At 70.1% G+C, this 24,316-nt stretch carries 22 protein-coding genes; 12 read left to right on the forward strand and 10 right to left on the reverse strand.

What is annotated here, in order from left to right; all coding sequences use genetic code 11:
- Both ACTJKO_RS04220 and mmsB read left to right on the forward strand, forming a co-directional pair.
- On the forward strand, nucleotides 1-1,447 hold a 1,447-nt coding region (locus ACTJKO_RS04220), incomplete at its 5' end, for an ATP-binding cassette domain-containing protein (RefSeq protein ID WP_440686012.1).
- The gene (gene mmsB, locus ACTJKO_RS04225; RefSeq protein WP_440686014.1) at nucleotides 1,434-2,615 is read left to right on the forward strand and encodes a multiple monosaccharide ABC transporter permease; all 1,182 of its coding nucleotides are present in this window, start codon (nucleotides 1,434-1,436) and stop codon (nucleotides 2,613-2,615) included. The genes ACTJKO_RS04220 and mmsB, both read left to right, overlap by 14 nt.
- A gap of 107 nt (nucleotides 2,616-2,722) precedes the next feature.
- Here the strand turns inward: mmsB and ACTJKO_RS04230 are convergent, their stop codons facing one another.
- Nucleotides 2,723-4,129 carry an alpha-amylase family glycosyl hydrolase gene (locus ACTJKO_RS04230; RefSeq protein ID WP_440686016.1) on the reverse strand — a complete coding sequence of 469 codons (1,407 nt, stop codon included), beginning with the start codon at nucleotides 4,127-4,129 and terminating at the stop codon, nucleotides 2,723-2,725.
- Here ACTJKO_RS04230 and ACTJKO_RS04235 point away from each other — a divergent pair.
- Nucleotides 4,128-4,526: a DUF3253 domain-containing protein gene (locus ACTJKO_RS04235; RefSeq protein ID WP_440686018.1), complete on the forward strand. Its 399-nt coding sequence runs from the start codon at nucleotides 4,128-4,130 to the stop codon at nucleotides 4,524-4,526. The genes ACTJKO_RS04230 and ACTJKO_RS04235 overlap by 2 nt on opposite strands.
- A gap of 1 nt (nucleotide 4,527) precedes the next feature.
- On the forward strand, nucleotides 4,528-5,157 hold the full coding sequence (locus ACTJKO_RS04240) for a hypothetical protein (protein ID WP_440686020.1): 630 nt from the start codon (nucleotides 4,528-4,530) through the stop codon (nucleotides 5,155-5,157).
- A gap of 108 nt (nucleotides 5,158-5,265) precedes the next feature.
- Here ACTJKO_RS04240 and ACTJKO_RS04245 read toward each other — a convergent pair whose 3' ends face one another.
- Entirely contained in the window at nucleotides 5,266-6,339 is a 1,074-nt protein-coding gene (locus tag ACTJKO_RS04245; protein WP_440686022.1) for a spore photoproduct lyase family protein, read from the reverse strand.
- 45 nt (nucleotides 6,340-6,384) lie between these two features.
- Here ACTJKO_RS04245 and ACTJKO_RS04250 point away from each other — a divergent pair, with 45 nt between their 5' ends.
- The gene (locus tag ACTJKO_RS04250; protein WP_440686024.1) at nucleotides 6,385-6,696 is read left to right on the forward strand and encodes a biopolymer transporter Tol; all 312 of its coding nucleotides are present in this window, start codon (nucleotides 6,385-6,387) and stop codon (nucleotides 6,694-6,696) included.
- On the opposite strand, the gene ACTJKO_RS04255 is transcribed toward ACTJKO_RS04250, so the two are convergent.
- The 5 genes from ACTJKO_RS04255 to ACTJKO_RS04275 all read right to left on the reverse strand — a co-directional run bounded on the left by ACTJKO_RS04255 (nucleotide 6,693) and on the right by ACTJKO_RS04275 (nucleotide 12,200).
- Entirely contained in the window at nucleotides 6,693-6,845 is a 153-nt protein-coding gene (locus tag ACTJKO_RS04255) for a hypothetical protein (protein WP_440686026.1), read from the reverse strand. The two genes, ACTJKO_RS04250 and ACTJKO_RS04255, sit on opposite strands and share 4 nt — an antisense overlap.
- 93 nt (nucleotides 6,846-6,938) lie before the next feature.
- Nucleotides 6,939-8,753 carry a glycoside hydrolase family 35 protein gene (locus ACTJKO_RS04260; RefSeq protein WP_440686028.1) on the reverse strand — a complete coding sequence of 605 codons (1,815 nt, stop codon included), beginning with the start codon at nucleotides 8,751-8,753 and terminating at the stop codon, nucleotides 6,939-6,941.
- 69 nt (nucleotides 8,754-8,822) lie between these two features.
- Complete coding sequence (locus ACTJKO_RS04265; RefSeq protein WP_440686030.1) at nucleotides 8,823-10,157, reverse strand: ABC transporter substrate-binding protein; 1,335 nt, start codon at nucleotides 10,155-10,157, stop codon at nucleotides 8,823-8,825.
- A 97-nt stretch (nucleotides 10,158-10,254) separates the two neighbouring features.
- On the reverse strand, nucleotides 10,255-11,064 hold the full coding sequence (locus ACTJKO_RS04270) for a carbohydrate ABC transporter permease (RefSeq protein WP_440686561.1): 810 nt from the start codon (nucleotides 11,062-11,064) through the stop codon (nucleotides 10,255-10,257).
- A gap of 200 nt (nucleotides 11,065-11,264) precedes the next feature.
- Complete coding sequence (locus ACTJKO_RS04275; RefSeq protein WP_440686032.1) at nucleotides 11,265-12,200, reverse strand: carbohydrate ABC transporter permease; 936 nt, start codon at nucleotides 12,198-12,200, stop codon at nucleotides 11,265-11,267.
- A 329-nt stretch (nucleotides 12,201-12,529) separates the two neighbouring features.
- On the opposite strand from ACTJKO_RS04275, the gene ACTJKO_RS04280 reads away from it, so the two are divergent.
- Entirely contained in the window at nucleotides 12,530-13,516 is a 987-nt protein-coding gene (locus tag ACTJKO_RS04280; RefSeq protein ID WP_440686563.1) for a LacI family DNA-binding transcriptional regulator, read from the forward strand.
- A gap of 164 nt (nucleotides 13,517-13,680) precedes the next feature.
- Nucleotides 13,681-13,971, forward strand: coding sequence for a hypothetical protein (locus ACTJKO_RS04285; protein ID WP_440686034.1), 291 nt, complete (start codon nucleotides 13,681-13,683; stop codon nucleotides 13,969-13,971).
- A gap of 281 nt (nucleotides 13,972-14,252) precedes the next feature.
- Here the strand turns inward: ACTJKO_RS04285 and ACTJKO_RS04290 are convergent, their stop codons facing one another.
- The 3 genes from ACTJKO_RS04290 to ACTJKO_RS04300 form a co-directional block, all read right to left on the reverse strand.
- Nucleotides 14,253-15,569: an ABC transporter substrate-binding protein gene (locus ACTJKO_RS04290; protein ID WP_440686036.1), complete on the reverse strand. Its 1,317-nt coding sequence runs from the start codon at nucleotides 15,567-15,569 to the stop codon at nucleotides 14,253-14,255.
- A gap of 124 nt (nucleotides 15,570-15,693) precedes the next feature.
- The gene (locus ACTJKO_RS04295; RefSeq protein WP_440686038.1) at nucleotides 15,694-16,509 is read right to left on the reverse strand and encodes a carbohydrate ABC transporter permease; all 816 of its coding nucleotides are present in this window, start codon (nucleotides 16,507-16,509) and stop codon (nucleotides 15,694-15,696) included.
- 103 nt (nucleotides 16,510-16,612) lie between these two features.
- Nucleotides 16,613-17,560: a carbohydrate ABC transporter permease gene (locus ACTJKO_RS04300; RefSeq protein ID WP_440686040.1), complete on the reverse strand. Its 948-nt coding sequence runs from the start codon at nucleotides 17,558-17,560 to the stop codon at nucleotides 16,613-16,615.
- A 210-nt stretch (nucleotides 17,561-17,770) separates the two neighbouring features.
- Here ACTJKO_RS04300 and ACTJKO_RS04305 point away from each other — a divergent pair, with 210 nt between their 5' ends.
- The 5 genes from ACTJKO_RS04305 to ACTJKO_RS04325 all read left to right on the forward strand — a co-directional run bounded on the left by ACTJKO_RS04305 (nucleotide 17,771) and on the right by ACTJKO_RS04325 (nucleotide 24,211).
- Nucleotides 17,771-18,793: a LacI family DNA-binding transcriptional regulator gene (locus tag ACTJKO_RS04305; RefSeq protein WP_440686042.1), complete on the forward strand. Its 1,023-nt coding sequence runs from the start codon at nucleotides 17,771-17,773 to the stop codon at nucleotides 18,791-18,793.
- 132 nt (nucleotides 18,794-18,925) lie between these two features.
- Nucleotides 18,926-20,113, forward strand: a complete 1,188-nt coding sequence (locus tag ACTJKO_RS04310) for a Gfo/Idh/MocA family protein (protein ID WP_440686565.1) — start codon at nucleotides 18,926-18,928, stop codon at nucleotides 20,111-20,113.
- Nucleotides 20,110-21,333, forward strand: a complete 1,224-nt coding sequence (locus ACTJKO_RS04315; RefSeq protein WP_440686043.1) for a DUF993 family protein — start codon at nucleotides 20,110-20,112, stop codon at nucleotides 21,331-21,333. The genes ACTJKO_RS04310 and ACTJKO_RS04315 overlap by 4 nt, the downstream gene beginning before the upstream one ends.
- A complete protein-coding gene (locus ACTJKO_RS04320) occupies nucleotides 21,330-22,214 on the forward strand; it encodes a sugar phosphate isomerase/epimerase family protein (protein ID WP_440686044.1) in 885 nt (294 codons plus the stop codon). Before ACTJKO_RS04315 ends, ACTJKO_RS04320 begins: the two co-directional genes overlap by 4 nt.
- A complete protein-coding gene (locus ACTJKO_RS04325) occupies nucleotides 22,211-24,211 on the forward strand; it encodes a DUF6807 family protein (protein WP_440686046.1) in 2,001 nt (666 codons plus the stop codon). Before ACTJKO_RS04320 ends, ACTJKO_RS04325 begins: the two co-directional genes overlap by 4 nt.
- The last annotated feature ends 105 nt before the right edge of the window (nucleotides 24,212-24,316 follow it).

Genomic DNA, 24,316 nt, shown 5'->3' on the forward strand with positions numbered 1-24,316 from the left:
CTGCGGCGAGAACGGCGCCGGCAAGTCGACGCTCATGAAGGTGCTGTCGGGCGTCTACCCGCACGGCTCCTTCGACGGCGAGATCCTGCTCGACGGCAAGCCCGTGCACTTCGGCGACATCAACGACTCCGAGGCCGCCGGCGTGGTCATCATCCACCAGGAGCTCGCGCTCAGCCCGTTCCTCTCGATCGCCGAGAACATCTTCCTCGGCAACGAGCAGTCGAGGGCCGGGTTCATCGACTGGAACAAGACGAACCTCGCCGCCGCCGAACTCCTGCAGCGCGTCGGGCTCAAGGACAACCCGGTGACGAAGATCGTCGACATCGGGGTCGGCAAGCAGCAGCTCGTCGAGATCGCCAAGGCGTTGTCGAAGGACGTCAAGCTCCTCATCCTCGACGAACCGACCGCCGCGCTGAACGACGACGACTCGGCGCACCTGCTCGACCTCATCCGGTCCCTGCAGGCCGAGGGCATGACGGCGATCATCATCAGCCACAAGCTCAACGAGATCAAGGCGATCGCGGACAAGGTCACGATCATCCGCGACGGCAAGACGATCGAGACGCTCGACATGCACGCCGACGACGTCTCCGAGGACCGGATCATCCGCGGCATGGTCGGCCGCGACCTGTCGAACCGGTACCCCGTCCGCGAGCACCCCGTGATCGGCGAGGAGCTCCTCCGCATCGAGGACTGGACCGTCCATCACCCCCTCGACGCGTCCCGCGAGATCATCCACCACGCGGACCTCGACGTCCGCGCCGGCGAGGTCGTCGGCATCGCCGGGCTCATGGGTGCCGGACGGACCGAACTGGCGATGAGCGTGTTCGGCCAGTCCTACGGCGCCGGGATCAGCGGCACCGTGTACAAGCGCGGCGTGCCGATCAAGACGCACACGGTGTCGCAGGCGATCGACAACGGCATCGCCTACGTCACCGAGGACCGGAAACGGTACGGCCTCAACCTCATCGACGACATCAAGCGGAACATCTCCGGCTCGGCGCTCGGGAAGCTCGCGAACTGGGGCTTCGTCAACGCATCGCAGGAGACGACGGTCGCCGCGCAGTTCCTCAAGAACCTCAACATCAAGGCGCCGAACGTCGACGTCGTCACCGGCAAGCTCTCCGGCGGGAACCAGCAGAAGGTCGTCCTGTCGAAGTGGATGTACGCCGACCCGGACGTCCTCATCCTCGACGAACCCACGCGGGGCATCGACGTGGGCGCCAAGTACGAGATCTACACGATCATCAACAGCCTGGCGGACCAGGGGAAGGGGATCATCGTCATCTCCTCCGAGCTCCCCGAACTGCTCGGCATCTGCGACCGCATCTACACGCTCTCCGAGGGCACCATCACCGCTGATGTGCCCCGCTCCGAGGCCACGCCCGAGGTCCTCATGCAGTACATGACCCAGGAACGGGAGACCCCTGTCAATGAACGCGCTTAAGTCCGCCGCCGGCTACCTCACCGGGCAGCTCCGACAGATCGGCCTGTTCATCGCGCTGATCGTCATCGTCATCTTCTTCCAGGTGGCGACGAACGGGATCACGCTCGCCCCGATCAACGTCTCGAACCTGATCGTCCAGAACAGCTACATCCTCATCCTCGCCATCGGCATGGTGATGGTCATCATCGCCGGGCACATCGACCTGTCCGTCGGGTCGGTGGTCGCGTTCACCGGCGCGATGGCGGGCGTGATGATCACCCAGTGGCACGTGCCGTGGCCGGTCGCGGTGGTGCTCTGCCTCGTGATCGGTGCGCTCGTGGGTGCGTGGCAGGGGTTCTGGATCGCCTACTTCGGGATCCCGGCGTTCATCGTCACACTGGCCGGCATGCTCGCCTTCCGCGGCGCTGCGCAGATCGTGCTGCAGAACCAGCAGATCTCGCCGTTCCCGAACGGCTTCCGCTCCCTCGGCTCCGGCTTCCTGCCGTCCTTCGGCACCACCGGGTACGAGCCGCTCACGATGATCCTCGGCTTCGCGGCCGCGGCGGTCATGGTCATCGCGGCGTTCCGGGGCCGCATCACGCGCCGCAAGTACCAGCTCGAGAGCGAGCCGTTCGCGTGGTTCATCGTGAAGACGGCGTTCGGTGTCGTGCTGGTGATCTACGTCGCGCTCCTGCTCGCCAGCTACAACGGCACCCCGATCGTGCTCGTCGTGCTCGGCGCCCTCGTGGTGATCTACTCGGTCGTCATGCGGAGCGCCGTGTTCGGTCGCCACATCTACGCCATCGGAGGCAACGCCCTCGCGGCGCAGCTGTCCGGCGTGAAGACCAAGCGCGTCACGTTCCTGCTCTTCGTGAACATGGGCGTCATCTCGGCCCTGGCCGGCGTCGTGTTCACCGGGCAGCTCAACCTCGCGGCGCCCGGCGCGGGCAACGGGTTCGAGCTCGACGCCATCGCGGCGGTGTTCATCGGTGGAGCAGCCGTCACCGGCGGCATCGGCACGGTGCCGGGCGCGATCGTCGGTGGTCTCATCATCGGCATCCTGAACAACGGCATGTCGATCCTCGGCGTCGGCACGGAGTTCCAGTCGCTCATCAAGGGCCTGGTGCTGCTCGCCGCCGTCGCGTTCGACGTGTTCAACAAGCGCCGGGCGGCGTCCGCGCGCAAGTAACGCTGCCGGCCTGCCGGCCGGCCTGACCCGAGACTCGGGCTGGGCGACACTCCTCGCGCCGATCGGCGAGAGAACGGTCGCTCAGTCCGAGTCTCGTCCGCGTCCGGTCAGCGGGTGAGCACGGCCCAGCCGGCAGCCGGGAGGCGCAGGGTCCCGTCCCGCAGGTCCGCACCGCCCGCCTCCACCCGCGTCGCGTCGGCGGCGGGCACCTCGACGGGATCGTCCGCCAGGTTCAGGGCGGTCACCACGGCAGCGTGCGCGGTCGCGGTCCGCAGCACGACCGCCGTGTTCGTCAGGTGCACGACGTCGGTGTGCGCACCGTGCAGCCACGGGTGCCGACGGCGGAGGGCCACGAGCGCCTCGTACGCGTGCGTCAGCGCGGTGGGTTCCGGCGGGACCGCAGGGAACTCCGGTCGCACCGCGTCGTCGCCGCCCTCGCGTTCCTCCTTCACACCGGTCCAGCCGTACTCGTCCCCCGCGTAGACGATCGGCGTCCCCGCGACCGTGAACAGCACCGCGGCGGCGTGCCCCGCGAACCGCTCCCCCACCGCGGTCGCGATCCGGCTCACGTCGTGGTTGCCGATGAACGTGGTGGGCACGAAGGTCCCGAGCAGGGTGTCGTGCCGCTCGACGGCGTGGGCGAGCTCGAACAGGTTGCGGTCGGCGATCCCGTGCCAGATCCCCTGCCACAGTTCGTACTGCGTGGTCGAGTCCACCGTCGAGGCGCGGACCAGCGCCGCCGCGTCCCCGTGGATCACCTCGCCGCTGAACCAGGCGTCCGGGAAGCGCTCCCGGACCCGCGGCAGCACGCGGGCCCAGAACGACGGGGGCACCGCGTAGGCCGCGTCGAGCCGCCACCCGTCGGCACCCCGTCCGAGCCAGTGGGTCATCACCTCGACGACCAGGTCCTCCACCGCGCGTGAGTCGTGGTCGAGCGCCACGAGGATGTCGTGCCCCTCGAAGGTGCCGGCGGGGACCGGGTCGCCCGGCGCCCACCCGGACCAGTCGACGGCGAAGAGGCCGGCGGTCGGCGCGGCGGGGCCCTGCTCCTCGACCGCTCGGAACGCCGGGTGCGAACGACCGACGTGGTTGAACACCCCGTCGAGCAGCACGCGCACGCCCCGGGCACGGGCCGCGTCGATCAGCGCGTCGAAGTCCTGGTCGTCGCCGAGCCGGGGATCGATCCGGAAGTGGTCGACCGTGTCGTAGCCGTGGGTCGCGCTCGCGAAGACCGGACCGAGCAGCAGGCCGTTCAGCCCGAGACCGACGACGTGGTCGAGCCACGGGGTCAAGCGCGCGAGCCGGTGCTCCACGGGCCGGTCGCCGACGGGCGTCGCGGGACGGACTTCCGCGCCGACGAAGCCGAGCGGGTACACGTGCCACCACGAGACGTGCTCGACCCAGGCGGGTTCGGACGGACGGGGGACGTCGTGGTCGGTGTGCACCGCTCCGATGCTGCCAGCCGAGCCTGGGCTGAGCGCGCGGCTGGACAACGGGACGAGGATGGCACCCATGGGACGAGCGATCAGGACGGCTGCCGACGCGGAGGCCGCGGCGGCGGCGCACGCCGAACGGACCTGCGCCTCCTGCGGGCGTCGGATGCCGGAGTCGGCCTCCCCCGAGGCGAAGTGGTGCTCAGCGGCGTGCCGGAAGCACGGGATCGACGCCACCGACCGTGCGCTCGAACAGCGGATCGACGAACTGCTCGCCGCTCGCGCCCGCACGTCGAGCATCTGCCCCTCGGAGGTCGCCCGGTCCCTCGACCCCGACGACTGGCGTGACCTCATGGAGCCGGCGCGACGAGCCGCGCGGCGCATGGTCGCCCGCGGCGAGGTGGAGATCACGCAGCACGGCAGCGTCGTCGACCCCTCGACCGCGAAGGGCCCGATCCGGATCCGCCGACCGCGCTGACATGGACGACGACCTCCTCGCCGCCACCCGCCGCGCCGACCGCCTCGCCCGGTCCGGCGCCACCGTCGTCGGCATCTCGCTGCAGGCATGCCTCGCGGGGCTCACGGTGCTCTGGGCGCTGCTGTCGTCCGTCGGGCTCGGCCGCCCCATCGGGATCGTCTGGACCGTCCTCGCCGGTATCGGGGCGGTCGTCACCGTCGTGGCCTGGATCCGGGCTCGCCGGACGGGCACCCTCGTGCCGTTCGTCGTCGCCGGAGCCGAACGGCCGGTCGCCGTGCTCGCCCCGGCACGACGACGGGAGCTCCGGCGGCAGCTGCGCCGGGCCGACCCTGTCAGCGAACCGTACGCGGGCCTCGTCCGCAGTCTGATCGGCTGGCAGCGTCGCTCGTCCCGCGCCGCCGTTCCCGTGCTCCTCGGGACGCTCATCACGCTGCTCGGGCTCTCGGGGTCGATCGCGATGGCCACCGGGCTGGGGTGGTCGTTGATGATCGGCACGGTCGCCGCAGCCGCGGTCGTCACCGTACTGGCCCGCGTCGAAGCACGCCGGTGGACCACGGTCCTGGAACAGGCCGAGGGCGATGGTACGGGTGCCACCGCCACACCTCGCGACCGCGGCCGAGACTCGGCCTGAGCGACGTTCCTCGCGCTCCGCCGCCCGAGGTCTGTCGCTCGGACCGAGTCTCGCGCCGGGGTGGCCGAGTCTCGCGCCGGAGTGGCCGAGTCTCGTGGACCGGCCCGGTCAGAAGGCGTAGCGGATGCGGCAGCTCGGCAGGTGCTCGGCCACGAGTTCGCGGAAGCGCTCGACGAGCTGCCCCTTCATGCCGGACCGGTAGCGGACGTTCACGGCGCCGTTCTGCGACACCTTCTGCTCCTGCAGGTCCGGACGCCACAGGAGTTCCTCGGCCTTGGGGTGCCAGCCGAGGTTCACCTCGTGCAGGGGCTGGTTGTGGGTGAGGAAGATCACCTCGGCCGCGAGCTGTGCCTTCGCCACGGGCGACAGCACGTCGTCGACCTGCCGGAGCAGCTCGGCCCAGTCGGACTCCCACGTGGGGGTGAGGATGACCGGCGAGAAGTTGAGGTGCACCTCGTACCCGGCGTCGACGAAGTCGTTCACCGCGGTGATCCGCTCGGCGATCGGGCTCGTCCGGATGTCGGTGACCTTCGCGGTGTCGTGCGGCATGAGCGAGAACCGGATGCGCGTCCGGCCCATCGGGTCCCAGTCGAGGAGGTCCCGGTTGACGTACTTCGTCGCGAAGGAGGCCTTCGCCGTCGGGCTCATCCGGAACAGGTCGCAGAGGTCCCGCACGTTGTCGCTGATCATCGCGTCGACCGAGCAGTCGCTGTTCTCGCCGATGTCGTACACCCAGGCGTCGGGGTCGCACTGGTTCGGCTCGGTCTTCGGGCCCTGCTTGGCGATGTTGCGGGCGACGTGCATCGTGATCTGGTCGATGTTCGCGAACACCGTCACCGGGTTGCTGTACCCCTTGCGACGAGGGACGTAGCAGTACGCGCACGCCATCGCGCAGCCGTTCGCGGTCGACGGGGCGATGAAGTCCGCCGAGCGCCCGTTCGGCCGGGTGACGAGGGACTTCTTCACACCGAGGACGAGCGCCTCGGTCTTGATGCGCACCCACCGCTGGACGTTGCGCTCGTCGCCGTGGACCTCGGGGATGTTCCAGTGCGACGCGACCGGGACGATCTCGGCGTCCGGCCACCGCCCGACAACCTCTTGCCCGCGCGGGAGGTCGAGCGCTGCCTGCTCGACGTAGATGCGACGGACGTCGAGCATCGGACGGGTGCGGGCTTCGCTCATCGTGCCCTGTCTACGCCACACCACCGACAGGGCAGACTCGACCCCATGACCGCCGAACCGGACGCGCACTTCTTCGTCGTCGACGGTCGACGGTGGCGCCGGACGGACCCAGCGCTTCCCGCAGATCTGGCCGCGGCGCTCCGATCACACCTGGGCCGCGGGCGGAACGCCGTCAAGCAGGCGAAGCGCACCGGCGACGAGGACGCCCTCGCCGAGGCGCGACGCCGGAACGGCCTCGCGAAGCACGGTCTCGGCGAGCGCGGGCCGGAGTGGTGGACGCGCCCGGAGGCCGACCGCATCGCCGACGCCCGACGCGCCCTCGCCGACCTCGACGCCCTGGACGTGGGCGAACGCTAGGGGCGGTACTCGTCCGGCTTCGTCGGCGGCGCGCTCGGCGTTCCCCCGTGCCCGACGACGCCGCCCGACCCCAGCGCGCCGAGCGCCCCTGCGAGTGCCTGCAACGTCGTCCTGAGCACCCGTCCGACCGCTCGGAGTACCTGCACCATCGTGTCCCCCTCGACGACCTGTCCGACCACGCCCCACCCGGTCCGGCCACGTCAGACCGGGTCCGACCGGCCCCGGGCCAGCCGGGGCGTCGCTCACGCCTCGGTGTGCCCGAGGTCCGGCTCGACGAGCAGGCACGCCGCGCGTGAGGCGGACGCGTGCACCTCGAACACGACGAGCTCGTTCCGGCCAGCCCGCAGGACCGGTCCGGGCACGGCCAGGGTCTGCTGCGGCCCGCGCGACCAGTACCGGCCGAGGCAGAACCCGTTGACCCAGGCGACGCCCTTCCGGAACCCGTCGAGGCAGAGGTAGCGGTCCTGCACGGTGTCGAGGTGGAACGAGCCGACCGCGAACGCGGGTCCGGCCAGCGCCTCGCCGTCGGCGGGTTCGATCGCGGCGAGGACGTCGAGCGCGGCGGGGGCGATGGGGTCGAGGGCGAGCGGCGACGCGGACCACCGGGCGATCGGGACGCCGTCGACGGCCACTCCCCCGACGAGGCCCTTCGGCTCGCCGATCCGGGGGCCGTAGTCGACGCGGCCCTGGTCCTCGACGAGGAGCTCGAGCGTGCCGGTGAAGGGTGGGAGCGCGATCGCGCGGTCGTGGTGCTCGCGTTCGAGGACACCGACGACCACCCCGTCGACGCTCACGACGGCACGGTCGCGGATCTCGGTGCCGACGGTCAGGACCCCGCCGTCGGGCAGGTCGACCTCCGCCCGGTACAGCACGAAGCCGGACGCGGCACCGAGTGCGTCGAACGTGGGGGTCGTGTCGTGCGTCGACCAGTCCGTGAGCGCGGGCAGCAGGGAGCGCAGCGACGCGACCCGGTCGAGGCGGACGGCGACGTCCGTGGCGGCGGCGGGCCGCGCCTCCAGGCCGGAGGAGGACAGGTGACCCGACCCGCCCGGCTGCATCGATGCGGGCAGCGGCGGGACGGGCGCGTAGCGCTCGATGACCGCGCGGAACGCGTGGAACTTCGCGGTCGGGCGGCCCGCTTCGTCCAGGGGAGCGTCGTAGTCGTAGGACGTCGTGATGGGCCGGTACACGCCCTTGTCGTTCGCGCCGTTCGTGAACCCGAAGTTCGTGCCGCCGTGGAACATGTAGACGTTCACGGAGCCGCCGGCGGCGAGGAGGACGTCGAGGTCGGCGGCGCTGTCCGCGGCGGAGGTCGTGTGGTGGTGCTCGCCCCAGCTGTCGAACCAGCCGTCCCAGAACTCCGAGCACATCAGCGGACCGGTCGGCTGCGCCTGACGGAGACGCGCCAGGCGCTCGGTGGAGCGGGACCCGAACGATCCGGTCTTGTGCAGGCTCGGCAGGGACCCGTCCTCGAGCATGGTGCCCATCGGCTGGTCGACGCTCGTGAACGGCACCGTGAGCCCGATGTCGCGGTGCATCCGCTCGAGTGCCCGCAGGTACTCCGGGTCGGACCCGTACGCGCCGTACTCGTTCTCGACCTGGACCAGCACGATCGGGCCACCCTGGTCGATCTGCCGGGGCACCAGGACGGGTGCGAGCTGCTCGAGGTACTGCTGCACGGCGGCGAGGAACCGCGGCTCGTTGCGCCGGACCCCGACGGTGCCGTCCGCGAAGAGCCAGTACGGCAGGCCGCCGTTGGTCCACTCCGCGCAGATGTACGGGCCGGGGCGGACGATCGCGTGCATGCCCTCGGCGTGGACGAGGTCGAGGAACCGGCCGAGGTCCAGCCCACCGGTCAGGTCGAACACGCCCGGCGACGGCGCGTGCGCGTTCCACGCCACGTACGTCTCGACGGTGTTCAGCCCCATGAGCTTCGCCTTCCGGATCCGGTCCGCCCACAGGTCGGGGTGCACCCGGAAGTAGTGGATCGCCCCGGACAGGATCCGGTGGGGCTCGCCGTCGAGCAGGAAGTCGGTGTCGCCGATGGCGAAGCGCATGGTGTGACTCTTTCAGGAGACGGGGCCGTACGGACGGATCCGCACGGCCCCGGTCGAACAGGGGAAGGGCTACTTGGTCGAGACCGTGAAGCCCTGGTCCTCGCCGTACTTGGCGAGGGCCTTCTGCCAGGCCTGGAGACCGCTCTCGAGCGAGGTGCCGTTCTCGTAGGACTGCCCGACGGTGTCGGCGTAGACGCTGTTCGCGTACACCTGGTACGGCAGGTACGTGAAGTCGTTGTCGGAGGACTTGGAGGCGTCGACGAGCACCTTGTTGATCTGCTGGCCGCCGAAGTAGGCCGGCTTCTCGTCGAGGAACGCCGCGGACTGGAGGTCGGCGGTGGTCGACGGGAACCCGCCGGACTCCATGAACACCTTGGTCGACTCCTTCGAGGAGTTGAGCCACTTCAGGAAGCCGGCAGCGAGCGCCGGGTTCTTCGACTGCTTCATGACGGCTTCGGCGCTCCCGCCGTTGTTCGCGGTCTGCGCGGTGCCGCCGTCGTAGGTCGGCATCGGGGCGACACGCCAGTCACCGCTGGCGTCCGCGACGCTCGCCTCGAGGTTGCCGGGCATCCACGCGCCCGTGATCAACGTGGCGATCTGGCCGTTGCCGAGCTGCTTGTACCAGTCGTCGCTCCAACCGACCGTCTTCGACAGCAGCCCCTGCTCGACGAGCTGGTCCCACGTCTTCGTCCACTTCTGGGTGCCGGCGTCCGCCAGGTCGATCGTCACCTTGTCGCCCTTGGTGGTGAACGGGGTGCCACCGGCCTGGGCGATCATGCTCGTGGTGAAGCCGGCGTCGCCGGAGTCCGCCGCGATGTACGCGTTCGGGTCCGCCTGGTGCAGCTTCTTCGCCGCGGCGACGTACTCGTCCCAGGTCTTCGGCACCGCGATGCCGTGCTCGTCGAACACCTTCTTGTTGTAGAACAACGCCATGGGGCCGGAGTCCTGCGGGAGCCCGTACACCTTGCCGTCGATGTCCACCGAGTTCCAGGTGCTCGATGCGAACTTGTCCTTCAGGTCCCCGAACCCGTACGACGACAGGTCGAGCAGCGAGTCGGACAGGGCGAACTGCGGGAGCGCGTAGTACTCGACCTGGGCGACGTCGGGGGCGCCCGAGCCGGCCTTCACGGTGTTCTGCAGCTTCGTGTACTGGTCCGCGCCGGTCCCGGCGTTGACGAGCTTGACCTTCACCTTGGGGTACGCCTTCTCGAAGGCGGCGACCTGGTCCTTCGCGGACGGCGTCCAGGACCAGTAGGTCAGCGTGCCGCCCTTGGCGAGGGCCTTGTCGATGTCGTCGGACGAGCCGCCGGAGGACGAGCCGCCGGAGGCGCAGGCCGACAGGGCGATGGCGGCGGTGACGCCGATGGCGAGGGCGCTGAGCCCGCGCCGGGTGCGCTTGTGCATTCGGGTGCCTTTCACTTCTTCGTGTTGGGGAGGGGTGCTGCTGCTGTGACGGAGGTCGAGGCGGTCCTGTCGGAGCCGACCCGTTCCTCCCGTCCGGTCAGGCCTTGACCGAACCGGCCGCGAGGCCGGACTGCCAGAACCGCTGGAGGAAGAGGAACGCGACCACGATCGGGATGATCGTGAGGAGCGATCCGGTGACGACGAGGTTGTAGATCGGCTGCGCGCCGGACCCGGTGGCCTGCGCGTTCCACTGGTTGAGGCCGACCGTGAGCGGGTACCACTTCGGGTCGCTCAGCATGATGAGCGGCAGGAAGTAGTTGTTCCAGGTCGCGACGACCGCGAAGAGCAGGACCGTCACGACACCGGGAGCGAGGAGTCGGAGCGCGATGGTGAAGAAGATCCGGAACTCACCGGCGCCGTCCATGCGCGCGGCCTCGAGGAGTTCGGCGGGGATCGCGTCCACCGCGTAGGTCCAGATCAGGTACATGCCGAACGGGCTGATGAGCGACGGCAGGATGATCGCCCACGGGGTGTTGGTCAGGCCGAACTGGGAGAACAGCAGGAACGTCGGGACGGCGAGCGCGGTGCCCGGGACGGCGATCGCGCCGAGGACCACGGCGAACACGGCTCGGCGGCCGGGGAACTGGAACTTCGCCATGCCGTAGCCCGCGATCGTCGCCAAGAGGGTCGCGCCGCCCGCTCCGACGACCACGTACAGCAGGGTGTTGCCGAGCCACTGCACGAAGATGCCGTCGTTGTACGTCAGCGTGTCGACGATGTTCTGCCAGAGGTTGAAGTCACCGCCGAACCACAGCCCGAACGTCGACAGCAGCGACGCCTGGGTCTTCGTGCTGTTCACCAGCAGGTAGAACAGCGGCGCGAACGAGTACACGACGAAGACGACCATGACCGCGGTCAGCAGGCCGGAGCGCTTCACCGTGCGCCCGTCGACCGGCTTGCGGGTCCTGCCGTTCGCCCTGGAGGCGCGGCTCGCCCGGTCGCGCGGGTCGCGCTGCGCCGTGGTCGCCTCGGTGACCGTGGCCGGTCCGGTCGCGCCGGCCGGGCCGGTCGCGGGGCTCCCGGGGCTCGCGGGGTGCTGCAGGGTGCTCATCGGTTCTCCTGGCGGGTTCCGCGGACCTGGACGACGTAGGCGATCACCGCGGTGATGACGCCCATGACGATGGCGACGGTGGCGGAGTAGTTGAACTGCTGCCCGCTGAACGACAGCGAGTAGGCGTACATGTTCGGGGTGAAGGCGCTCCCGATGACGTTCGGGGCGAGGGTCTTCAGCAGGTTCGGCTCGTTGAAGAGCTGGAAGCTGCCGATGATCGAGAAGATCGTGGCGATCACCATCGGACCGCGGAGCGCCGGGAGCTTGATCGACCAGACCGTCCGCAGCGGTCCGGCACCGTCGAGCTCCGCTGCCTCGTAGAGGTCGCCGGGCACGACGCGGAGTGCCGCGTAGAAGATCAGCATGTTGTAGCCGAGGAACTCCCAGGTGACGACGTTGCCGATCGAGGTGAGCACCCAGTCCGGGCTGAACGGCTGCAGCAGGTCGATGCCGAGCGCGTGGTTCGCGGCGCCGGTGAGGCCGAACTGGTTGCCGTAGATGAACCCCCAGATGAGCGCCGCGACGACACCGGGCACCGCGTACGGCAGGAACACGGCGATGCGGAAGAACGACGTGCCCCAGAGTCGGGCGCTGTCGAGGGCGAGCGCGGCGACGAGCGCGAGACCGAGCATGATCGGCACCTGCACGACGAGGAACAGCGCCACCCGGCCGAGGCCCGACCAGAACTTGGCGTCCTGGAAGAGCTGCACGTAGTTGGCGAACCAGACGAACTGGTTGCCGCCGATGAGCTGGTCGCGGAACAGGCTGAGCCACAGTGCGTACCCGATCGGCACGATGAGCATCGCGACGAGGACGAGGACGAACGGGCCGACGAAGAGCCATCCGGTCCACCGGCCGCGCGGCCTGGCGCGGCGTCGCGGGGGCGCGGTCGGAGCGGTTGCTCCGGCTGCGCGCGCTTCGAGCGTGCTCATGTGACTCCCTTGTCGTGCTGTCGTGCGGCTCGTTCATGTTGACGTCAACATCGAACGACGCGACGATAGCATGGCAACGTCAACATGCGCTAGCGTGCGGGGAACCGGGGTCGCACCCCGGTCGCGGTCCGGGTGTTCCGGGCCGTCGCGGTCCGGGTGTTCCGGCCCGTCGGGGTCCGGGTGTTCCGGCCCGTCGCGGTCCGGGTGTTCCGGGCCGTCGCGGTCCGGGCGGTCCGGTCCGTGAGCGAGTGCACCGGGTCCGTCGGCCGGTGCGGGAGGGGGCGAACGTGACCACCGAGCTGTCCACCGCCGCCCGCCGCTCCCCCTCGATGGCCGCGGTGGCCGAGGCCGCCGGGGTCTCCATGCAGACCGTGTCCCGGGTGGCGCGCGGGTTCGACAACGTCTCGCCGGAGACCCGCGACCGGGTGCAGCGTGTGATGGACGACCTCGGCTACCGACCGAACCGAGCCGCCCGGGCGCTGCGGTCCGGGCGCTTCCGCACCATCGGCGTGATCATGTTCACCCTCGCCTCGTACGGCAACATGCGCACGCTCGAGGCCATCGCCGACGCAGCCGGAGCCGCCGACTTCACGATCACACTGCTGCCCATGGCCTCCCGCACCGAGGAAGGGGTCCGCTCGGCGTTCTCCCGACTGCACGAGCAGGCCGTCGACGGGGTCGTCATCATCATCGAGTCGCACATCATCGACACGGCCGAGGTCGTGCTCCCCGACGGCGTCCCGATGGTCGTGGTCGACTCCACCGGCACGACCCAGCACCCGGCGATCGACACCGACCAGGCCGACGGGGCACGCCAGGCGACACAGCACCTGCTCGACCTCGGCCACGAGACCGTCTGGCACGTCGCCGGCCCGACGTCGTCCTACTCCGCCGCCCGACGGCTCGCCGCCTGGCAGGCCACGCTCGAAGCCGCCGGACGCACCGTCCCGCCAGTGTTCCACGGCGGCTGGAGCGCCGACTCCGGGTACCGCGCCGGCCTCGAGATCGCCCGGCGCCCGGAGATCACCGCGGTCTTCGCGGCGAACGACCAGACGGCGCTCGGTGTGCTCCGCGCCGCGCACGAGGTCGGTCGCCCCGTGCCGGCCACCCTGAGCGTCGTCGGGTTCGACGACTCCCCCGAATCCGACTCGTTCTGGCCGCCGCTCACCACCGTGCACCAGTCCTTCGACGAGGTCGGGCGCCGGGCGGTGACGAACCTGCTCGCCCAGATCGACGGGTCCCCCGCGCAGACGACCCCGGACCTGGTGCCGGTCCGGCTCGTCGAACGGGCGAGCACGGCCGCGCCTGGCCGCTGAGACTTCGCCGGGCGCACTACCGCGGCCAGCCGGCGCGGCGTACTGTTCGCCAGGAGCCGTCTTGCTGTCCGGCCCCGGGTGTGCGCCGTTTCCGTGTGTCCGGAGTACGCGTCGTCACCCCAGTGGTGCGATCGTCCTCACTCCTCCACCACGGCTCCTGGATCATGAAGAACATCGTCTACGGCCTCACCGCTGTGCTCACGTCCGACGAGGCTGCCGCCGCCGTGCTGGACTACGCCGCGGCCCTCGCCCACGCCGGCCTGGTGGACACGGTGGCAGTGCCGACCGTCGACGCGTTCGGGAGCACCACCACCACCTCGTTCCTGCTCGCTCCGGCGCTCGGGCTCCTCGTCGAGGACGCCGCGGAGGACCCGCTCGGGCCGGACACCGCGGCGTTCGTCCACGAGATCTCGTGGCGTGCGCGGGCCGTGCGGAGCGCGCCGCCGACGCTCTGACCGCAGCTCGCTCGGTCGCCGAGCGTGCGAAATACGTCACCCTCGGCGCTTCCTGACGGCAGGACCTGCGCGCTCGGCGACCTGCGGACGGCGCGTCGTGCACGTTCGGCGCGCCTCCGCCGACAGCCGGCGGACGGGAGGCGCGGTGCCCGCCCGCACCGCGCCTCCCGTCCCGCACGCCCGCCGGATTTCGCGCCCAGCGACAGATCTCGCGGCCGCCCGCCCGTGAAGTGTCGGCCAGCACGAGACTCGCCCGCGCGACCGCCCGACGGGAAGGCGGACTACTTCGCGTCCTGGACGTTCTTCTTGAGCTGGGAGACGTACTGCTCGGCCCCTTGCTTCGGCGAGGTCTTCCCGAACTGCACGTTCTGCCAGATCTGCGCCAGCAGGGTGTCCGCGTCCTGCGCGCCGACCGGCGTGATCGGCGCTGGGGGCCCGGACTCGGCGGTGACCTGCTTGACGTAGTCCATGACGATCTTGTCCGACCCGCTGAGGTCGGGAGCGATCTCCTTCTGGAACGCCGGGTTCGCCGGCATGCCCCGCTCGGCACCGAAGATCTTGCCCACCTTGGGATTCGTGGTCAGGAAGTCGATGAGCTCGGCGGCCTCCGCGGGGTGCGCGGACTTGCTGGAGATGGTCCAGTACATCGACGACTTGAGGTACTGCCACCCCTTCTTCGCGTCCGCCGCGGCGGGCATCGGGAGCATGTCGAGCTTCTGCGACGGCGCCGCGACCTGGTAGGCGCTGAGGTTGGACGGGATGAACGTCATGGCGACCTTGCCGGTGGCGATGTCGGACTGGTCGAGGGCAGCGTTCGTGCCTTCGGCGAGTTGTGACGCGCTCGGGGTGACGCCGGCGTGGATCTGATCGAGTGCGTACTGCCAGTAGTCGGCGAGCACCGACGGCTTGAGGACCACCTTGCCGTCGTCGTCGAACACGGCGTTCCCGTGCTGCCTGGCCCAGAGCGTGAGCGACGGCGTGTCCCCGCCGAACGGATCGAGCCCCTTGACCTTCCCGCCGGACTTCTCGGTGACCTCCTTGGCGACGCGGTTCATCTCGTTCCACGTCCAGTCCTTCTCGGTGGGCATGTCGATGCCGTACTCGTCGAGGACGGAGCGGTTCACGGCGACACCGATCGAGTTCAGGCCGATCGGGACGGCGTAGAGCTTGCCGTCGTACACGCCGGTGTCCCGGACGTTCTTCGTGAGGCCCGAGGTGTCGAGGTACTTGCCGTACTGCCCGAGTTCGGCGATTGCGCCGCGCTGGGCGTACGAAGCGATGTACACCTGGTCGAACTGCATGACGTCCGGGGCGCTGCCTCCGGCGACGGTGGTCGCGAGCTTGTCCCAGTAGCTGCCCCAGTCCGTCGACTGCGTCTTGACCGTGATGTTGGGGTGTTCCTTCTCGAAGAGCTTCACCGCCTTCTCGGTCTGGGTGACGCGCGCTCCGGCCCCCCACCAGTTGATGGAGATGGTGACCGGGTCCTTGCTCAGCGCGGCGTTCTTCCCGTTGCTGTTCCCGACGGCGCAGCCGCCGACGGCGAGGACGGACACGGTGGCGATCGCGACGGCGCCGATGACGCGTGATCTCAGTTTCATGATCTTCCTTGCTGTGTGGTGTGAGTGGAGCGACGTGGGGCCGACGCCGCGCGGCGCGGGTCGTGGCGTTGCCACGGAAGCGGTGTCAACTGCCGCGGATCGTGGCGATTCGGCGAGAGCGGCGTCACTTGCCGCCGGTCGTGGCGATGCCGCGCAGGAGGAACCGCTGCCCGAACAGGAAAGCGAGGAACACGGGGACGAGGGTCACGACACTCATCGCGAACAGCGCCCCGAAGTCGGACTGGCCCGTCGGATCGATGAACTGCCGGAGCGCGACGGAGGCGGTGTACTTGTCCGGTTCGGTGACGAAGACCAACTGGCTGAAAAAGTCATTCCACGTCCAGATGAACGTGAAGATCGCGGCCGTGGCCAGTGCCGGTTTCATGAGCGGCAGGATGATCTGGAAGAAGATCCGCGCGTGGCCGGCTCCGTCGATGCGTGCTGCTTCGTCGAGTTCGCGCGGGATCCCGCGGATGAACTGCACCATCAGGAAGACGAAGAAGCCGTCGGTGGCCAGGAACTTCGGCACGATGAGCGGCAGGAAGGTGTTGATCCAACCGAGCTGCGAGTAGATGACGTACTGCGGGATGATCAGCACCTGGATCGGCAACATCATCGTGAGGAGCATCGCAGCGAACGCGATCCGCTTGTACCGGAAGCTCAGTCGGGCGAACGCGTAGGCCGCGAGTGAACAACTGACGAGGTTGCCGATGATCGCGCCGAGCACGATGACCGCCGAGTTGAGCAGGTACACGCCGAACGGGCGCTGCAGCGCACTCCAACCGGTCGTGTAGTTCTTGGTGGCGAACGTGTCGAGCACGAGCCCGGGGTTGTCGAAGATGTGCCCCTCGGGGCGGAGCGAACTCACCACCATCCAGAGGACCGGGTAGAGCATGACGAGGCTCAGCGCGATGAGGAGTGCATGCTTCCCGATGCTCACCAGTCGCGACGGGCCGCTCTTCCTCGGCGCCGGGGTCCCCGCGCTGCGCGGACGCTCGTTCTCGGGTGCGGTGCTCCGGGCAGGACGGAGCGCGGTCGAGTGATCAGTCATCGTAGAAGACCCAGTACTTCGAGGCCCAGAAGTTGAGCGCGGTGGCGGCGCCGACGATGAGCAGGAGGAGCCACGCGATCGCGGAGGCGTACCCCACCTGCAGGCTGCCGAACGCCTTCTGGTAGAGGTAGAGCGTGATGAAGAGGGTCGAGTTCGTCGGCCCTCCCGACCCGTTCGAGATCACGTACGCCTGCGTGAAGGACTGGAACGCGCCGATGATCCCGAGCACGAGGTTGAAGAACACGATCGGGCTGAGCAGCGGCATCGTGATCGATCGGAACTGCCGCCAGGGGGTCGCTCCGTCCGTCGACGCAGCCTCGTAGTACTGGCGCGGGATCTGTCGGAGCCCGGCGAGGAAGATCACCATCGGCGCCCCGAACGTCCAGACGTGCAGGATGATGAGCGTGCCGAGCGCGGTGTCCGGCGAGCCGATCCACGAGGGCCCGTGCACGCCGAAGATCGCCAGGAACGCGTTGAGCAACCCGTCGCCGCCGAACACGAGCCGCCAGAGCACGGCGATGGCGACGCTACCTCCGAGCAGCGAGGGCAGGTAGAGCACCGAGCGGTAGAAGGACAGACCGCGCATGCCCCGGTCCAGCAGGACCGCGACGAGGAGCGCAGCGGCGAGCTGCAACGGCACCGAGATGACCGTGTAGAGGAACGTCACCACCAGCGAGCTGCCGAGGTTGGAGTCCTCGACCATGCGCTGGATGTTCGCCAGACCGGTGAACTCGGGGTTCTGCAGGAGGTTGTAGTTCGTGAAGGACAGGTAGAGCGAGGCGAGGATCGGGCCGAGCGTGATGCCGACCATTCCCACGAGCCACGGAGCGAGGAAGAGCGCGGCGGCCCGGTTGTCCGACCGATCGCTCTTCGTGCGGGACCCTCGAGGAGTCCGCTTCCCATCGGCGCGGAGCGCTCGGAGCTCTCCGAGCGCACTCACGTGCAGCTCGTTCCGTCGGCTTGGGAGCGTGACGCCATTTCCATCTCCTTCGATGGTGTCGATCAGGGACTGGCGCCAAGGTAATCGTTGTAATTCGAAATGGCAAGCGCTTTCCAACCTGTGCATGCGGACCGGAGAGGTCTGGGCTAGCTCAGCGCCTACGATGTGCACTCGGGGTCCGTCAACCGACTGCCGGGAAGGAATGCCACGATGGCCGAACGAGTCGGCGTGCGCCTCGAGGACGTCGCGCGGGCGGCCGGCGTCTCGGTGGCGACCGCGTCCCGGGCACTCAACGGGAGCGCACGCCGCGTCCGCCCGGAACACGCCGAGCGTGTCGCCGCGGCAGCTCGTGAGCTCCGGTACTTCCCGAATGCGCAGGCGCAAGCCATGGCACGCGGCACGACGACCGTGGTGTCGCTCGTCGTGGGTGACATCACCGATCCGTACTTCGCGGAGATCGCATCCGGGGCGATGCGTGCCGCCGACCAGGCAGGGCTCGTGCTCGTCATCACCTCGACGAGCGGAGATCCGGAGCGCGAGGCGACGGTCCTGCAGAGCACCGTCGGCCTCCGTCCCCGTGCCGTCGTCCTCGCCGTGAGTCGGCGGACGACGAGTTCTGCCGAACCGGGCATCCGCGCGCTCCACGAGGGCGGGGCGTCGATCGTCGCACTCGTGTCGGACGACCCGGACGGTCACGCGATCGGTGCGGCGTCCCCGCTGGTGATCGGGAACCGAGCGGGCGCCGCAGCACTGGCTGACGCCCTGGTGGGCCAGGGACACCGCGACTTCCTGGTGCTCGCCGGGGAGCCGGACGTGGTCACGGCCCGAGCGCGGACGGCAGGGTTCGTCGAGGGCCTCACCCGCCGAGGACGCACGCCGTCCGACGACAGCATCATCGCCGGCCCGTTCACGCGGGACGGCGGGTACGACGCGATGACCCGGTTGCTCGCCAGCGGTCGGCGCCCGGGCTGCGTGTTCGCCGTCAACGACGTGACCGCGGTGGGTGCCCTGGCCGCGATCCGGGATCACGGCCTCGAACCGGGCCAGGACATCGCGGTCGCCGGTTTCGACGACGTGCGGATGCTGGCCGATGTCACCCCCTCGCTCTCGACCGTCCACCTACCGCTGGACACGATCGGCGAGGCGGCGGTGCAGACCGCGCTCGGCGAGGACGCTGTCTCGACCTTCGCGGGCACGGTCGTGCTCCGCGCGAGTACACGTCCGCGGCAGTAGGGACACCGCCACTTCCCGTTCTGAGAACTTGCGTGTACGGTTCCGGCAAGCGCTTTCCATGCACGATGGCGCGTATCTGATCGACGGCGATTCCGGAGGAAGCCCGTGACACGACCACCACTCGGCATCATCATGAACGGCGTCTCCGGGCGGATGGGCTACCGCCAGCACCTGGTGCGCTCCGTCCTCGCCATCCGCGACCAGGGCGGCGTTCTGCTCCCCGACGGCTCACGCGTCCAGGTCGAGCCACTCCTCGTGGGTCGCTCCCGACCGAAGCTCGCCGAGATCGCTCAGCGACACGGGCTCGAGCACTGGACGACGGACCTAGATGCCGCGCTGGAAGACCCGCGCTGGGACGTCTACGCCGACTTCCTCGTCACGAGCGCCCGGGTCGGAGCGCTCCACCGTGCGATCGCAGCGGGCAAGGCGATCTACACGGAGAAGCCGACGGCGGAGACCGTCGACGAGGCACTCCGACTCGCCCGCGCCGCCCGGGACGCCGGCGTCAAGAACGGGGTCGTGCACGACAAGCTGTTCCTCCCAGGACTCCGCAAGCTCCGGCGAGTCCTCGACTCGGGGGCACTCGGCCGGGTGCTCAGCGTGCGCGGGGAGTTCGGGTACTGGGTGTTCGAGGGCGACTGGCAACCAGCGCAGCGTCCCAGCTGGAACTACCGCGCCGAGGACGGCGGCGGCATCGTGGTCGACATGTTCCCGCACTGGAACTACGTCCTGGAGGACTTGTTCGGGCGGGTCGAGAGGGTCTCCGCGCGTGCCGTCACGCACATCCCCGAACGCGTCGACGAGCAGGGGCGGCACTACCGCGCCACCGCCGACGACGCTGCCTACGGCGTGTTCGACCTGGCCGGTGGGATCACGGCACAGATCAACTCGAGCTGGACGGTCCGCGTCGATCGCGACGAGCTCGTCGAGTTCCAGGTCGACGGCACCGAGGGCAGCGCCGTCGCCGGGCTGTTCGGCTGTCGGGTGCAGCACCGCAGCACGACGCCGAAGCCCGTGTGGAACCCAGATCTGCGGGACGACCACGACTACCGCGACGACTGGCAGGAGGTCCCGGACAACGAGGTCTTCGAGAACGGCTTCAAGGTGCAGTGGGAGCAGTTCATCCGCCACGTGGTCGCGGACACGCCACATCCCTACGGCCTGCTGTCGGGCGCTCGCGGGGTCGCCCTCGCCGAAGCGGGCCTCCGGTCCGATCGCGAAGGTCGTCGGATCGACCTCCCCGAACTGCGCCTCGACCCGCCGACCTCCGAGCCGGTCGGGACCTCCGGCGAGCAGGAAGCCCCGCAGGTGCTCGCATGACCGACCTGACCCTGCTCGCTCAGGACGGCACGACGTCCACGGCGCCGTTGCGTGCTGCCCCGAGCTGGACACGGCCCGACGGCCCACTCACCCAGCGACTCGTCTACGCCGCTGCGCACGTCGTCCCGCGGACGGCCGGCGACAACACCCCGGGCGCACCGGCGGACATCGACTGGGATGCGACGCTCGCGTTCCGGCACCACCTGTGGTCATGGGGGCTCGGCGTGGCGGACGCGATGGACACCGCGCAGCGGAACGCGGGGCTCGACACCGCGTCGATGCGCGAGTTGGTGCGTCGCAGCTCGGCCGAGGCCCACGCCGTCGGCGGGCGGATCGCGGTGGGGGTGAACACGGACGACATCGCATCCGAGACAGCGACCCTCGACGAGATCGTGGGCGCGTACGTGTCGCAGCTCCGTCACGCCGAGGAACACGGGGCCGTCGCGGTCGTCATGGCGAGCCGTCACCTCGCGCGCGCCGCCCAGGGCAGCGACGACTACCGACGGGTCTACGAGCGGGTGATCGAGGCCGCGTCCGAACCGGTGGTGCTGCACTGGCTCGGCGCCGCCTTCGACCCGGCGCTCGACGGCTACTTCGGATCGACGTCCGTGCCGACGGCCGCGGACACGGTCGTCCGGATCATGGCTGACGCCGGTGAGCGCGTCGCTGGGATCAAGATGAGCCTGCTCGACGCCGATGCCGAGGTCGCGCTCCGGTCGCGACTCCCGGGCGCTGCTCGGATGTTCACCGGGGACGACTTCCACTACGTCGACCTCATGTCCGAGCGTGACGGCCGACACTCGGACGCTCTGCTCGGTGCCTTCGCCGCGATCGCACCGATCGCGTCGTCCGCGATCCAGGCGCTGACGTCCGGGGACGGCGACGCCCAGTTCCGTCGCGTCCTCGCACCCACCGTGGCACTCTCACGCCAGGTGTTCGAGGCACCGACCTGGCACTACAAGAGCGGGATCGCCTTCCTCTCCTGGCTGAACGGGCACCAACCGGCCTTCACGATGGTCGGAGGAATGCACGCGGCACGCAGCCTCCCGCAGCTGTCGGAGACGATCCGGCTCGCGAACGAATGCGGCGCGCTCGAGGACCCGGACCTCGCGGTGGCTCGCTGGCACGGCCTGCTCGCGCTGGCAGGGGTGTCGGTCGGTCCGGCCTGGACGAACGGTGCCGGCCCGCGGGTCCGCTCCGGGAGCGGAGTGGTCGCGTGAACACCGCGGCGCACCCCCGGCTGTCGCTCAACCAGGCGACGGTGAAGCACGCCACGCTCTCCGAGGTGATCACGGTCGCCCGGTCCGCCGGCATCGGTGCGCTCGGCACCTGGCGGGAGCCGGTCCACGACGTCGGACTCGACGAAGCGGCCCGCATGGTCAGCGGATCAGGGCTCCGCATCTCGTCGCACTGCCGCGGCGGGTTCTTCACGGCTCCCGAGGGCTCAGCGCGACGCGCTGCGATGGACGACAACCGGCGGGCGATCGAGGAGACCGCCACCCTGGCCCAGGCCGGGGCCCCAGGGTCGCGAGCGGTCCTGGTCCTCGTGGCCGGCGGCCTCCCCGACGACTCGACCGACCTCGCGAGCGCACGGGGGCGAGTGGCCGACGCACTCGACGAGCTCGTGGCCGAGGCATCGGCGGCAGGCGTGCAGCTCGCGATCGAGCCGCTGCACCCCATGTACGCCGCGGACCGCGCGGTGGTCTCGACGCTCGGACAGGCGCTCGACCTGTCGCAACCGTTCGACCCGGCCACGGTCGGGGTCGTCGTCGACTCCTTCCACGTCTGGTGGGACCCCGAACTGTTCGACGCCGTCGCCCGCGCGGGCCACCAGCATCGGATCGCGTCGTACCAGGTGAGCGACTGGCTCACCCCGATCGCCGCCGACGCGCTGCTTTCGCGAGGGGTGATGGGCGACGGGCACATCGACTTCGGGCCGCTGTCCGCCGCCGTCGACGCCGCGGGGTACACGGGCGACGTCGAGGTCGAGGTCTTCAACCAGGACGTCTGGGACGCGCCCGCAGCCGCCACCGTCGCTCGCGTCGTCGATGCGTTCGCCGAGCACGTCCCGGTCGCCGACGTCCGACCGGTGCTCGGATGACGGCAACGGCAACGGTGGTGCTGGTCGGGGTACGCGGCTTCGGCGCCGTGCACCTCAGCGATCTCCGGCGGCTCCGGGCGTCAGGTGTCGTGCGGATCCTGGGTCTGGTCGACCCGCTCGTCGAACCGGGTTCGGTCGACGACGCGCCGCTGTTCCCGACGCTCGCGCAGGCGTTCGCGGCCGTCGGCATCCCCGACGTCGTCATCGCGGCCGTTCCGATCCCCGTGCATGCAACCGTCACAGCCGAGGCACTCCGCGCCGGCGCCGACGTCCTCCTCGAGAAGCCCCCGTTCGCCCGCATGACCGACTTCGAGGCGGTGCTCGACCTGGAACGGAGGACCGGGCGTGTCGTGCAGGTGGGCTTCCAGAGTCTCGGCTCCCGCGCCCTGACCGACCTCGACACCGACCGCTTCCACCTCGGCACGGTCCGGCACGTGCGGGCGATGGGAACCTGGGTGCGCCGTGCGGCGTACTGGAAGCGTTCCCCCTGGGCCGGACGTCGCTCGCTGGACGGGGTCGACGTGGTGGACGGGGTCGTCACCAACCCGCTCGCGCACGCCGTCGCGACCGCGCTCCGTGTCGCGCACCTGCAGCAGGCGGAGGACGTCGAGCATGTCGACGTCGACGCCTACCGGGCCAACCCGATCGATGCCGACGACACCACGGCGCTCCGGATCGTCCCCGCGGGTCCGGACGGTGCGCGGCCGACGGTGTCCGCCGCCCTGACGCTGGCCGCGGCGGGCGAGGCCGATGTGCCACCGGTCGTCGAGGTCGTCGGAGAGCACGGCACCATCACCTTCCACTACACGGACGACGAGGTCGTCGACCCGTCCGGGGTGTCCTCGGTGAGCGGCCGGACCAATCTGCTCGAGAACCTGATCGCGCACCGCACGAGGGACGAGCCGCTCCTCGTGCCCCTGCGGTCGACGGGTGCCTTCATGCGGGTTGTCGAAGCGATGCGGACAGCGCCGGAACCAGCGCGCATCGAGGGCCGCTTCGTCGACGTCGTGGGCTCCGGCGACGACGCGCATCCGGTGGTGCGCGACGTGGCACGGTGGGTGCGGGCAGCAGCGGACGTCGACGGGACCTTCGTCGACGCTGGTGCACCCTGGGCCGCGGCCGTACGGGACGACGCCGTCGCCGTCGCCGCTCCTGGTCCTGCAGGGCCGCTGGTCACCCTGCAGGACGGCGCCGGGACATCAGCCACCTCGTCGCCGCGGCCCTTCCTCCACCCGGTCCGGACCGTCGGCGGTGTGCAGTTGACCGCTCGACGCCCGGCCGACCACGACTGGCACCTGGGCCTCGGCTTCACCGTCGCCGACGTCGGCGGGACGAACTTCTGGGGCGGCGGCACGTACGTGCAGGGGCGTGGTTACGTCGACGCGGACGACCACGGCCACCAGCGACTGGACCGCGTCCAAACCTCGAGCGAGTCCGGCGCCGACGTCATCACCGCGGAGCTCACCTGGATCGGCAGCGACGGCGCCGAACTGCTGCGGGAGGTGCGCACGGTGACCGCTCGCCCCATCGACGACGCGACGTGGCGACTCGACCTTCGCACAGTCCTCCGCACGGTCGGTGGCGACGTGGTGCCCTTGGGCAGCCCCGGATCGAACGGGCGCCACCGCGCAGGGTACGGCGGCTGGTTCTGGAGGTTCCCCGAGACCTCGGACGTCGAGGTTCGCACTGCCCATGCCCAAGGCGAGGACGCCGTCCTCGGCACCACGTCTCCGTGGCTCCTGTGGAGCGCGGACTTCCGGGGTGCGCCGGGAGCGACGGGGCCCGCGACGATCCTGCTCAGATCCGGCGACGACCGGACGGCCAGGGACCCCTGGTTCGTGCGGATGACCGAATACCCGGGTGTCGGCAGCGCCGTTGCGTGGGAGGAGCACGTACCGGTCGAGCCGGGCGTGCCGTTCGTCCGGTCCCTCCGCGCCATCGTCGCCGACGGCCGTCGATCGGCCGAGGCGCTCCGCCGCCACCTCTTCGACGACTGACCGGGCGGCGCCGCCGCATCTCGCGCTCAGCGACAGATCATGCGCTCGCCGGCCCGCGAACTGTCGGCCAGCGCGAGACTCGCGCCGCGCGGACCGGCCGCCGGA

The sequence above is a fragment of the Curtobacterium sp. 22159 genome, assembly GCF_052045775.1.
GTDB lineage: Bacteria > Actinomycetota > Actinomycetes > Actinomycetales > Microbacteriaceae > Curtobacterium.

What these genes read in the sequence shown, in the direction of transcription:
- mmsB (WP_440686014.1), top strand. Translation starts at nt 1,434, where the DNA reads ATGAACGCGCTTAAGTCCGCCGCCGGCTACCTCACCGGGCAGCTCCGA.
- ACTJKO_RS04235 (WP_440686018.1), top strand. Translation starts at nt 4,128, where the DNA reads ATGGGACGAGCGATCAGGACGGCTGCCGACGCGGAGGCCGCGGCGGCG.
- ACTJKO_RS04230 (WP_440686016.1), bottom strand. Translation starts at nt 4,129, where the DNA reads ATGGGTGCCATCCTCGTCCCGTTGTCCAGCCGCGCGCTCAGCCCAGGC.
- ACTJKO_RS04240 (WP_440686020.1), top strand. Translation starts at nt 4,528, where the DNA reads ATGGACGACGACCTCCTCGCCGCCACCCGCCGCGCCGACCGCCTCGCC.
- ACTJKO_RS04245 (WP_440686022.1), bottom strand. Translation starts at nt 6,339, where the DNA reads ATGAGCGAAGCCCGCACCCGTCCGATGCTCGACGTCCGTCGCATCTAC.
- ACTJKO_RS04250 (WP_440686024.1), top strand. Translation starts at nt 6,385, where the DNA reads ATGACCGCCGAACCGGACGCGCACTTCTTCGTCGTCGACGGTCGACGG.
- ACTJKO_RS04255 (WP_440686026.1), bottom strand. Translation starts at nt 6,845, where the DNA reads ATGGTGCAGGTACTCCGAGCGGTCGGACGGGTGCTCAGGACGACGTTG.
- ACTJKO_RS04260 (WP_440686028.1), bottom strand. Translation starts at nt 8,753, where the DNA reads ATGCGCTTCGCCATCGGCGACACCGACTTCCTGCTCGACGGCGAGCCC.
- ACTJKO_RS04265 (WP_440686030.1), bottom strand. Translation starts at nt 10,157, where the DNA reads ATGCACAAGCGCACCCGGCGCGGGCTCAGCGCCCTCGCCATCGGCGTC.
- ACTJKO_RS04270 (WP_440686561.1), bottom strand. Translation starts at nt 11,064, where the DNA reads ATGGTCGTCTTCGTCGTGTACTCGTTCGCGCCGCTGTTCTACCTGCTG.
- ACTJKO_RS04275 (WP_440686032.1), bottom strand. Translation starts at nt 12,200, where the DNA reads ATGAGCACGCTCGAAGCGCGCGCAGCCGGAGCAACCGCTCCGACCGCG.
- ACTJKO_RS04280 (WP_440686563.1), top strand. Translation starts at nt 12,530, where the DNA reads ATGGCCGCGGTGGCCGAGGCCGCCGGGGTCTCCATGCAGACCGTGTCC.
- ACTJKO_RS04285 (WP_440686034.1), top strand. Translation starts at nt 13,681, where the DNA reads ATGAAGAACATCGTCTACGGCCTCACCGCTGTGCTCACGTCCGACGAG.
- ACTJKO_RS04290 (WP_440686036.1), bottom strand. Translation starts at nt 15,569, where the DNA reads ATGAAACTGAGATCACGCGTCATCGGCGCCGTCGCGATCGCCACCGTG.
- ACTJKO_RS04305 (WP_440686042.1), top strand. Translation starts at nt 17,771, where the DNA reads ATGGCCGAACGAGTCGGCGTGCGCCTCGAGGACGTCGCGCGGGCGGCC.
- ACTJKO_RS04310 (WP_440686565.1), top strand. Translation starts at nt 18,926, where the DNA reads ATGAACGGCGTCTCCGGGCGGATGGGCTACCGCCAGCACCTGGTGCGC.
- ACTJKO_RS04315 (WP_440686043.1), top strand. Translation starts at nt 20,110, where the DNA reads ATGACCGACCTGACCCTGCTCGCTCAGGACGGCACGACGTCCACGGCG.
- ACTJKO_RS04325 (WP_440686046.1), top strand. Translation starts at nt 22,211, where the DNA reads ATGACGGCAACGGCAACGGTGGTGCTGGTCGGGGTACGCGGCTTCGGC.